Origin of the sequence: uncultured Limnohabitans sp., assembly GCF_937889215.1 — a bacterium.
GTDB lineage: Bacteria > Pseudomonadota > Gammaproteobacteria > Burkholderiales > Burkholderiaceae_C > Limnohabitans_A.
Map to the genome: position 1 here is coordinate 1 of NZ_CALBEX010000401.1, position 9,306 is coordinate 9,306.

12 protein-coding genes are annotated in these 9,306 nt (G+C 62.7%); 3 read left to right on the top strand and 9 right to left on the bottom strand.

Annotated features, from left to right (window positions below):
* On the top strand, positions 1–575 hold a 575-nt coding region (locus Q0341_RS10075; RefSeq protein WP_299512776.1), incomplete at its 5' end, for an alpha/beta hydrolase.
* A 25-nt stretch (positions 576–600) separates the two neighbouring features.
* Positions 601–1,095 (top strand): cupin domain-containing protein, encoded by a 495-nt coding sequence (locus tag Q0341_RS10080; RefSeq protein ID WP_299512779.1) that lies wholly within the window; start codon positions 601–603, stop codon positions 1,093–1,095.
* 201 nt (positions 1,096–1,296) lie between these two features.
* Here Q0341_RS10080 and Q0341_RS10085 read toward each other — a convergent pair whose 3' ends face one another.
* From Q0341_RS10085 to Q0341_RS10105, 5 genes are all read right to left on the bottom strand, one after another.
* Entirely contained in the window at positions 1,297–1,872 is a 576-nt protein-coding gene (locus Q0341_RS10085) for a carboxymuconolactone decarboxylase family protein (protein WP_299512782.1), read from the bottom strand.
* A 62-nt stretch (positions 1,873–1,934) separates the two neighbouring features.
* On the bottom strand, positions 1,935–2,687 hold the full coding sequence (locus Q0341_RS10090; protein WP_299512785.1) for an ABC transporter substrate-binding protein: 753 nt from the start codon (positions 2,685–2,687) through the stop codon (positions 1,935–1,937).
* Positions 2,688–2,774: 87 nt separating this feature from the next.
* Positions 2,775–3,464, bottom strand: a complete 690-nt coding sequence (locus tag Q0341_RS10095) for a haloacid dehalogenase type II (protein WP_299512787.1) — start codon at positions 3,462–3,464, stop codon at positions 2,775–2,777.
* A gap of 3 nt (positions 3,465–3,467) precedes the next feature.
* Positions 3,468–3,875, bottom strand: coding sequence for a hypothetical protein (locus Q0341_RS10100; RefSeq protein ID WP_299512789.1), 408 nt, complete (start codon positions 3,873–3,875; stop codon positions 3,468–3,470).
* Positions 3,875–4,441 (bottom strand): carboxymuconolactone decarboxylase family protein, encoded by a 567-nt coding sequence (locus Q0341_RS10105; RefSeq protein ID WP_299512791.1) that lies wholly within the window; start codon positions 4,439–4,441, stop codon positions 3,875–3,877. The genes Q0341_RS10100 and Q0341_RS10105 overlap by 1 nt, the downstream gene beginning before the upstream one ends.
* A gap of 161 nt (positions 4,442–4,602) precedes the next feature.
* Between Q0341_RS10105 and gorA the strand changes: the two genes are divergently transcribed.
* Complete coding sequence (gene gorA, locus Q0341_RS10110; RefSeq protein ID WP_299512794.1) at positions 4,603–6,003, top strand: glutathione-disulfide reductase; 1,401 nt, start codon at positions 4,603–4,605, stop codon at positions 6,001–6,003.
* Between the two features lie 16 nt (positions 6,004–6,019).
* On the opposite strand, the gene Q0341_RS10115 is transcribed toward gorA, so the two are convergent.
* The 4 genes from Q0341_RS10115 to selD all read right to left on the bottom strand — a co-directional run.
* Complete coding sequence (locus Q0341_RS10115; RefSeq protein ID WP_299512797.1) at positions 6,020–6,367, bottom strand: thioredoxin family protein; 348 nt, start codon at positions 6,365–6,367, stop codon at positions 6,020–6,022.
* Positions 6,368–6,379: 12 nt separating this feature from the next.
* Entirely contained in the window at positions 6,380–7,282 is a 903-nt protein-coding gene (locus tag Q0341_RS10120; protein ID WP_299512800.1) for an AraC family transcriptional regulator, read from the bottom strand.
* Between the two features lie 36 nt (positions 7,283–7,318).
* On the bottom strand, positions 7,319–8,011 hold the full coding sequence (locus Q0341_RS10125) for a cupin domain-containing protein (RefSeq protein WP_299512803.1): 693 nt from the start codon (positions 8,009–8,011) through the stop codon (positions 7,319–7,321).
* 23 nt (positions 8,012–8,034) lie between these two features.
* On the bottom strand, positions 8,035–9,306 hold a 1,272-nt coding region (gene selD, locus Q0341_RS10130), incomplete at its 5' end, for a selenide, water dikinase SelD (RefSeq protein WP_299512805.1).

Here is a 9,306-nt window from a genome sequence, read left to right on the forward strand (position 1 = left end):
TTTTTGGCGGTGGCTCTTCAGGGGCGCGGCTGGCCTTGCTGACCAGTTTGCGTCACCCCGATGCGGTGCGTGGCTTGCTGCTGCTGCGCATCACGGGCGGTAGCTTCACCGCGGGCCGCTTGCCCGAGAACTATTACGGCCAGTTCATCCGCGCGGCCGAACAAGGCGGCATGGCCGCCGTGTGTGCCACGCCTTTTTACCAAGAGCTCATCGCAGCCGATCCCGCAAACCGCGACCGACTGATGGCCATGGACCCCCAGCAATACATGGCCGTTATGAGCCACTGGCTTCAGATTTTTTTGCAAGGCCCGCGCGAGCCGGTGCTGGGTATGACGACCGAGGCCCTGCAGGCCATCGGTGTGCCCACTTGGGTGGTGCCCGGCAACGACAAAACCCATGTGTCCTGCCACGGCCGTGAAGCGGCGGCCCTGATCCCCGGCTGCGAACTGTTTGAGCTGCCGGTGGCGGACGAAGACGTGCCTGCTTTGCCGTTTTCGGCTTGGGGCCCGCACGAAGAAACCCTGGCGACAGCCATGACCGATTTCATGCGCCGCGTGGGCCATGATGGCCACTGAACCTATTTTCCAAGGAGCTCATTGAATGACCACCCCGATCAACCCGTCCATTCGCCGCGTCGTGACCGGTCACGACGACCAAGGCAAAGCCATCGTCGAGATTGACGAAGTCTGCAGCCATTACCGCCAAGGCCGCCCCAATGGCTTTGTGTGCAATGTGTGGACCACCGACACCAACCCCGCCAACAACAACGGCCATGTGGACGCAGGCAGGCGTGAAGGCAAATTTTCGGTGATTGAACACGGCACCGTGTTCCGCATCCTCGACTTCCATCCCGGTGTGCAGCAGCGCGTGCACCGCACCGACTCGGTGGATTACATCGTGGTCATGTCGGGCGAAATCGACATGGAACTGGAGTCCGGTGAGGAAGTTCACCTGAAGGCCGGCGACGTCATGGTGCAGCGCGGCACGGTACACAACTGGATCAACCGGGGCACCGAAACCTGCGTGATGGCCGTGGTGCTGGTGCATGCGCACCCGGTGCAGGCCGGGGGGCAAACGCTCAACGCGTTTGGTTGAACGGGCTCCAAAAGGCCTTGGCAGTTTTGGCCTCGGTTCTTCGGTAGGTCAGCCATTTGTTGTTGTAGAAGCCCACCCCTGTGGGCGATGTTTTGCAGGGCGACGTTGTTGAGGTCGTGTTCCACGCCCATCGCCCACGGGGTGGGCTCCTACAAAAAAGCCATGCCTTTCATGGTTTTGATCACACCAGCGTTCAGACCCTCATTGAGGGAAAGGCGCAATACCCGGTGCGGCGTTGTCTGGCAGTTCGCGGCGCGTGGTGTTCATCACCATGGCCAGCAAGCTGTAGTAGCCGCAGTGCGCCGTCATGTCGATGACGCCTTGGTCGCCAAACATCTTTTGTGCAGTTGCCCAGGTCACATCGCTCACCGACTGGTTGTGCAGCAGCTCCTGCAAGAAGTCGTACACCACGGTTTCTTCGGCCGTCATGTTCGGCGGGCGGCGGCCTTCGGCAATCGCGTTGCAGGTCTCTTCGCTCACGCCGGCTTTCATGGCGATCGGTTTGTGGATGTGCCACTCCACCGGCTGTGACCAGTGCCGCGCCACCACCAGCACCGCAAATTCCGAGTTGTGCAAACCCACGGTGTTGTCGTAACGCAGGTATTCCCCCACTTTTTGCAGGCGGCGCATCAGCTCGGGGCTGCGCATCAAGGGCACAAAGGGGCCAGAGAGTTTGCCTCTGGGCCCGCTGACCAGTTCGTCGACTGCGGCACGTTGGGCATCGGTCATGTGTTCGCGTGACATTTCGGGCAGGCGGTCGGTTTTGCTGGGGTTCATTGGTGGCCTCTTGGCGATGGTTTAAATGGCAAACCGCAATTTATCACCCGCTCAGGCCCGCCTCAGTCGTGTGCGGGATAGCCCGGTGGTGCAACAGCTGCGCCCTGAATCTGGTGGCGCACAAAGGCATCGGCCACCCAACCTGAGCGCTTGGCTTCTTCCACAAACGCATTCAGGCATTGGCGTGCCTGCTCGCTGCGTTGGGCGGGCATGCCCATGGCTTGGTGGATGACCATGAAGCGTCCAGGCAGCAGGCGCACGCCGCCCAAGCGCTGAGCATCGGCCTGCAGTTGTTGCTTCACGCCTGCGGCCACTTCGAGTTGCTGCGTCATGAATACGTCGACCACGGCGGGCGAGCTGGGCGCACGCACGATGGGGGCGTGTTTCAGGTGGCGCGTCAAAAACAAGTCGTAGGCGCTGCCCGCGCCGACCGTCACGCGGTGACTGGCGTGGTCCACCTTGTCATTGCTTTGCAGTGGCGAGTCGTTGCGCACCATGTAGGCCCCTTCGATTTGCACATAGGGCGGTGAAAAATGCAGGCCTTCGCCGCGCACCGGGTCGATGGCAAAAAAGCCAACGTCGGCCTCGTCGGCGCGCACACACTGCACCGATTCGTCGGCCTTTTTGAAGATGCACCATTCAATCCCGATCCCCAACTGTGCGGCCAACAGGCGTGACAAATCGGCAGAGATGCCCGAGGGCTCACCCGCCGCATCGAGTCCGGCGAGCACCGGGTTGCCCAGGTTGATGGCCACGCGCAGTGGACCGTGAGGCGCAACAAGGGAAGCCAAAGACGGGGCGGATGGCGTGTTCATGGGTTTTTTCAAAGGTCAGCTCAAAGACTGCTATTTTAAAAAACCCAGCCGTGCAAGCTGCTTACAAGCAGCGGTTTGATTGGCGCTTTAACTCAAAACTTTCAGCACTTCGCTCAAGTCGCGGCCCCTGTGCTGCGGCGCTGGGCCAATGGCCTCGGGCGGCAGGCCTTGGCGGTTGATCCACAGGGTGGTGAAGCCAAACCAAGTGGCGCCCAGCGCGTCCCAGGCGTTGCTTGACACAAACAAGACATCAGCGGGTGCCAAGCCAAAGTGGTCCAGCACCAGTTGGTAGCTGGTGGGCGTGGTCTTGAACTGGCGCACGCTGTCCACCGACAGCACCGCATCGAGCCACTCGCTCATGCCTGCGCTGTGCACAGCCGACTGCAGCATCTCGGGGCTGCCGTTCGACAAAATCGCTGTGGCCACGTCGCGCTGACGCAGTGCCTGCAGCACGCCCAGGTTTTCCGGAAAGGCCGTGAGTTGGGCGTATTGCGCCATCAGCGCGTCCTCGTTCGCGATGCTGTGCACCAGACCCAAACGCGCCAGCGCGTAGCGCAGCGATGCGCGCGTGATGTCCCAAAACGACTGGTAATGCTTGCTGCCCTTTGGATCGGGGTCGCTCAGCGAGATCAGGCGCGTGTACTCGATCTGCTTGTCGCGCCACAGCACCGACAGGGCCGCGCCTTGGCCGGGGTAGAGTTTTTCGGCCAAAGCGCCGATCGAGTACACATCGAACAGCGTGCCGTAGGCATCAAAAACAACCGCTTGAATGGCCATGGCTTAACCGCCTCCTCGGTGGGTGTGCAGATCAAAGAATTTCTGCCGTGCGTAACGCGCCGCATCGTCCAGCCCTTCAAACGCAAAGTGCACCTGCAACTGCGGAATGCGCAGCAGCGCAATGCAGCGATCGGGCAAGGGTGACCACTGCAAACGCAGCGAGCCCTCGGGCCAGCTGGCCACACAGCGCCCGAGCGTGACGTCCACCGCCAACTGGGCATCCGGCAAAGAGCGCGGCAACCAGCTGATCAGCTCTGCTGCGGTGCAGCCCATGGTGCGGTCAAATTGTTCGGGAACGTGTGTGGGTGTCATGCGGCAAAAATTCTGTGAAGAACGCTCATTGTCGAGGATGTCCTGGTCAAGGGCTGCGCCTAAAGTGACGGTTGATTTGACGGTTGATTTGTTGAACATCAGGCGACTTTGTAGGCCGCAAAGCGCTCGTCCACCACGGTGCCGAAGGCGTGGTTGGAGAAGTTGCTGAGCACCTTGACCGAGATCGCCAGCACGATGTAGAGCAGGTCGCTTTCTTGGTAGCCTGCTGCCAAAAAGGCCTGCACAGCGGCTGCATCGGGCTGGCCATTGGTTTTGACCATGGTGGTGGTCATGGCGTAGAGCGCGGCGAGTTTGGCGTCGGCCATGGGCTGGCCTGCGCGGATGGCTTGCAGCGCGTCGGGGGCGAGCTTGGAGACCTTGTCGGCGATCATGCTGTGCGCGGCGGTGCAATAGGTGCAACCGTTGGCTTGGCTCACGGCCAAAAACACCACCTCTTGCTCGGGCGCGATCAGGCCAGACTCTTGGCGGAACAAGGCATAGCCATGCAAGTAGGTGCTGAGCACGGCAGGCGCATTGGCCATGTTGGCGTACATGTTGGGGATGAAGCCGACCTGCGCCAAGGCGGTGTCGAGGATGGCTTTTTGCGCGCCTTGTGCGCTGGCGTGGTCAATCGGCTGCAGGTTCTGGATGAAGGCTTGGGTCATGGGTTCTCCGGCTTGTGTGTGTGAAGGCGTGGTGATCGTATAAGCCCTGCACGCTTTGGAATTGACCATTCGTCTCAGGGTCTTGACCCCAATTGAGCACACCCGTGCGATGCGTTGCGCGTGCTGTCAGAATCAAGCCAACTTTGGGATGAAAGCACAACATGCAGCAATACGACTTTGACTTTTTTGTGATTGGTGGCGGATCGGGCGGTGTGCGCGCTTCGCGCGTGGCGGCCAGTTTGGGCGCCAAGGTGGGCATTGCCGAGGGCTTTCGCTACGGCGGCACTTGCGTGATCCGGGGCTGTGTGCCCAAAAAGCTGTTGGTGCAGGCCTCGCATTACGCCGAAGACCTGGAAGACGCGGCCGGTTTTGGCTGGACCGTGCCCCCGGCCTCGTTCGATTGGCCCCGCTTGGTGGCGGCCAAGGAGCAAGAGATCACGCGCTTGAGTGGCATCTACGAAAACCTGTTGAAGAACTCGGGCGTGCAGATTTTTCAAGGCCATGCCCGTTTTGAAGACCCGCACACGCTCAGCGTGAACGGCCAGCGCATCACGGCGCGCCACATTTTGATCGCCACGGGTGGTACGCCCGCCTTGCCCGATATTCCCGGCATCGAACACGCCATCACCTCCAACGAGGCCTTTGATTTGCCCACCTTGCCACGGCGTGTGCTGGTGGTGGGGGGGGGTTACATCGCGGTGGAGTTTGCGGGCATCTTCAACGGCCTGGGCTCCGAAGTGACGCTGATCCACCGGGGTGCGCAGTTGTTGCGCGGCTTTGATGGCGCGGTGGCGCAGCACCTGCGCGAAGAGATCGCGCGCAAGGGCATCCGCGTCCTGACCGAAACCCAGGCCGCGTCGCTTGAGCGCCAGCCCGATGGCACTGTGGCTGTGCAATTGACCGGAACGCTGACGGGCAGTGAGCAATTCGATGCCGTGATGTACGCCACCGGCCGCACGCCGCAAACCGAAGGCCTGAACCTGGCCGCAGCGGGCTTGAGCGCAGCCCCGGGCCGGGGTGTCAAGGTGGACGCTTTTGGCCAAACCGTGGTGTCGCACATCTACGCCGTGGGCGATGTGACCGAGGGCATTGCCTTGACCCCGGTGGCTTTGGCGCAAGGCGGCGCGGTAGCGCGCAGCCTGTTTGGCCCGCAGCGCCAAGCGGCGCAGTTGGGTCATGTGGCGTCGGCGGTGTTCAGCCAGCCGCCGATTGGCACGGTGGGTTTGGGCGAAGAGGCGGCGCTGGCCCAGTACGGCGAGATCGACGTGTACGAATCGCGCTTCAAGCCCATGCGCCACACGCTGTCGGGCCGCCCCGAAAAAACCTTGATGAAACTGGTGGTCGATACCGCCAGCCAACGCGTGCTGGGCGCGCACATGGTGGGGCCGGATGCACCCGAGATCGTTCAGGGCTTGGCCCTGGCGCTGAATCTGAGCGCGACCAAGGCCGACTTTGACGCCACCATCGGCATCCACCCGACATCGGCCGAAGAGTTCATGACGATGCGCGACAAACGAACGGTGCGGCGCAGTGACGCAGCTGCTGCACCCGATCCAGCCTGACCGCGCGCCACCCAGCTCACAAAGTGGTCAAGGCTTGCCAAGCTTGAGCCGACTGGGCAGACAGGTGCAAGTCGTCGGCTTGTGCCGACTGCACCAGCCGCTGCAAGCTGTCGATGCGGGGCTCGATAGTGCCTGCAAAACAAACTTTTTTGGCCTGGTTCAGGATCACCACAGTCGGGAAGTTTTCAATGTCGATGTCGGCCAACAGCGCCTCGTGGTCTTCGATGTCCAGACTTTGCCAGCGGTGCTCGGGGTGGTCTGTGGCCAAGCGCTGAAACGCTGGCTCAAATTCACGGCAAATGACGCACCACTGAGCGCAAAGGCAAAAAATGTGCAGGTTTTGGGTGGCCGTCGGTGGGGTCATGAGACGGTCATTCTAGGGCGCTGCGGGTCCTTGGCGAGGTGGTTTGGCGGCTTTGTCTGTGCTGCCCGTCTCGTTTAATGAACCGTTGTGATCGGCACGCCGCGCCGTCAGCCATGCCCCGGGTGTTTGGCCCAGCGCACGCACAAAGGCCCGCGTAAAGGCGCTGGCGCTGCCATAGCCTACGGCGTGCGCCGCTTGCTGGATGCTTTGGCCTTGCTGCATCAGTTGCTGGGCCGTCTGGATGCGCCACTGGCTCAGGTGGTGCGCTGGGGTGTGGCCCAACACGGCCTTGAAGTGGTGGGCAAAACGCGCACGCGACATGCCTGTGGCAGCGGCCAGGCTGGGCAAATCCCAGTCCTTTGCCGGGTCCTCGTGCATGGCCCGCAAGGCCTTGCCCAGCTTGGCGTCGGCCAAGCCCGCCAGTAGGCCTCCAGAGGTGATGCCTTGGGCCATGCAGTGGCGCAGCAGCTGCAGGATCAGCACTTCGCACAAGCGGTCCAGCACCGCCTGGCGGCCCGGCTGGTCTTCAAAAGCCTCTTGCCGCATCAGGCCCAGCAAGGCCTTCATGCCGGGCATGGCCGACAGCGGCACCAGCACCACATCGGGCAGCGAGTCGCTGACCGGGTTGTGCACACCGCCGCCCAAGGCGATGGTGCCGCACACCACGTCGGCACCCACGCCATCGTCGGCCACCAGTCGGTGCCATTGGGGCCGCGGCAAGAACAGCACGGTAGGCTCGTTCAGGTGCACATCGGCTTGCCCCTGCGTTTGCAGCACGATGGGCCCGCGCTCAATCAGGTGCAAGTGCCCCTTGAACACATCGTGCTCGAAGTCGTGCAGATCGCAGAGGTTGCCGCTGTAGAACACGCCGGCCCGCAAGGCGATGCGTGACAAGACCGAGCTCAGGGCGTCCATGTGGCGGGTTTGGGCGCTGTGGATGGAGACGGGTGCTTAAACGAGGTGCCCGGTTTTCACCAGGATCAAGCAGCCTTCGCGGCTAAAGGGTTGGTGCTGGCTCATGTGCGGGCTGCGCAGCCAGCTGCCTGCCGGGTAGTCGCCATGTTCGTCCGAGAACACGCCTTCGACCACCAAGATTTCTTCTCCGCCCCAATGCCGGTGCGGGTTGAAAAACGTTTGCGGTGCCCAGCGCACCATGGCGGTGTTTTGCGTCTCGAAGGTGTTCAGCGGCAAGACCTTCAAGCCTTCCACCATGCCTTGATGCCACTGGCTTCGCCGCGTATCGATGACCACGCGCTCGTCGTCGCGCGCGTCCAGGTGGCGCAGTTTTACAAACAGCGTGCAGCCATCGGGGGAGGACGGCGCGTGCGAGCTGCCCACCGGGTTTTTGATGTAGGTGCCGGGGCCGTAGACACCGTGCTCGTCGTGCAGCGTGCCTTCAAGCACCAAAATTTCTTCGCCTCCGCCGTGCGCGTGGCTAGCAAAGGCCGAGCCAGCCGCATAGCGCACGATGGACGTGGCGCGCGCCACTTCGCCGCCGTCGCGCTCGAGCATGCGGCGCGACACGCCCGATGCGGGCGAGTCCACCCAGTCGAGCGAGGGGCTGTGCACGATGCAGCGCTGCGTCAGGTCGGCATTCAGTGTGATGGCGTGGGCGATGGGGTGGGTCAGGTGTTCGGTGGTCATGACATAACAGGCCTTGAAGGCGTTCAGGTTTTCAGCAGCACCGGCTCGATGGCCTCGCCTTGCGCGGTGATGCGGCCGATGATGGCGGTGTGCGGGTAGCCTGCGGCCTTGAGCGCTTGCACGCAGGCGGCGGCTTGAGCAGCGGGCACGCTGGCCAGCAGGCCGCCTGCTGTTTGTGGGTCGAACAGCAGGGGGTAGCGTGGGTCGCCCACGAATTCATCGGCGTTGCGCAGGGCGCGGCGCAGGCGCACATTGGCCGGCTGCAAAGAGCTGACAATGCCTGCCTGAACGCAGTCCACCGCACCGTCCAGCAGGGGCAGAGTGCTCATTTGCAGTTCAGCGTCCACACCCGAGGGGCGCGTCATTTCCACCAGGTGGCCCAACAGGCCAAAACCGGTCAGGTCGGTGCAAGCGGTGGCACCGTAAGTGCGCAAAATGTCAGCACCCGTTTGGTTGGACACCACCATCGACTGCAGCGCTGCATCGATCCAGCGGCCTTTGGCGGCGTAACGGGCATGCGCGGCAAACAAGGTGCCGGTGCCGATCGGCTTCGTCAGCAGCAGCACATCGCCCGGCTGCATACCGCCCTTGCGCATCACGCTGTCCATTTTTTCATCGATCAGGCCGTTGATGGCAAAGCCCAAGGCCAGCTCTGCCCCTTCGCCCGTGTGCCCGCCCACCAGGGCGCAGCCTGCGGCGTTCAGCACTTCAATCGCGCCGCCCATCATTTGGGTCAGCAGGTCTTCGACCTTGCTTTCCAGGCCCGGTGGTACGGTGACCACGGCAGTGGCGGTTTGCGGTTCGGCGCCCATGGCGAACACATCGCCCAGCGCGTGGTTGGCCGCCACTTTGCCAAACAAATAGGGGTCGTCGATGAAGGCCCTGAAAAAGTCCACCGTCTGCACCACGGCCATGCCCGGCGGCACGCGCACCACGGCCGCGTCGTCTGGCGAGTGCAGGCCAATCAGCACATCCGGTCGCTCAACCGGCTGCAAGCTGCCCAGTGCTCGGGACAAAATGTTGGCGCCTACTTTCGCGCCGCAGCCGCCACAGCGCATGGCGATGGCCGAGATGGCTTGCAGTGATTCTTCACTCGTCAGTGTCAGGCGCGTGCTTGGGGTCTTGCCTTGGGCCTGGATGTCTTTGAGCAGTTGGCCCATGGCCCGCAAGGCTTCGCGGACGTTGGCACCGGGTTGGGCGGGGCCACCGGCTCCAGGCATGGCAGGGAATTCGGTGAATCGGCGCATGAATTCACGGTCAATGCGGTCCTTCCAGCGCCAGACCCAGGCCCCAGC

Bases quoted from the DNA above. Each gene is read 5' to 3' on its own strand.
- Q0341_RS10080 (WP_299512779.1), top strand. From the start codon at position 601: ATGACCACCCCGATCAACCCGTCCATTCGCCGCGTCGTGACCGGTCAC.
- Q0341_RS10085 (WP_299512782.1), bottom strand. From the start codon at position 1,872: ATGAACCCCAGCAAAACCGACCGCCTGCCCGAAATGTCACGCGAACAC.
- Q0341_RS10090 (WP_299512785.1), bottom strand. From the start codon at position 2,687: ATGAACACGCCATCCGCCCCGTCTTTGGCTTCCCTTGTTGCGCCTCAC.
- Q0341_RS10095 (WP_299512787.1), bottom strand. From the start codon at position 3,464: ATGGCCATTCAAGCGGTTGTTTTTGATGCCTACGGCACGCTGTTCGAT.
- Q0341_RS10100 (WP_299512789.1), bottom strand. From the start codon at position 3,875: ATGTTCAACAAATCAACCGTCAAATCAACCGTCACTTTAGGCGCAGCC.
- Q0341_RS10105 (WP_299512791.1), bottom strand. From the start codon at position 4,441: ATGACCCAAGCCTTCATCCAGAACCTGCAGCCGATTGACCACGCCAGC.
- gorA (WP_299512794.1), top strand. From the start codon at position 4,603: ATGCAGCAATACGACTTTGACTTTTTTGTGATTGGTGGCGGATCGGGC.
- Q0341_RS10115 (WP_299512797.1), bottom strand. From the start codon at position 6,367: ATGACCCCACCGACGGCCACCCAAAACCTGCACATTTTTTGCCTTTGC.
- Q0341_RS10120 (WP_299512800.1), bottom strand. From the start codon at position 7,282: ATGGACGCCCTGAGCTCGGTCTTGTCACGCATCGCCTTGCGGGCCGGC.
- Q0341_RS10125 (WP_299512803.1), bottom strand. From the start codon at position 8,011: ATGACCACCGAACACCTGACCCACCCCATCGCCCACGCCATCACACTG.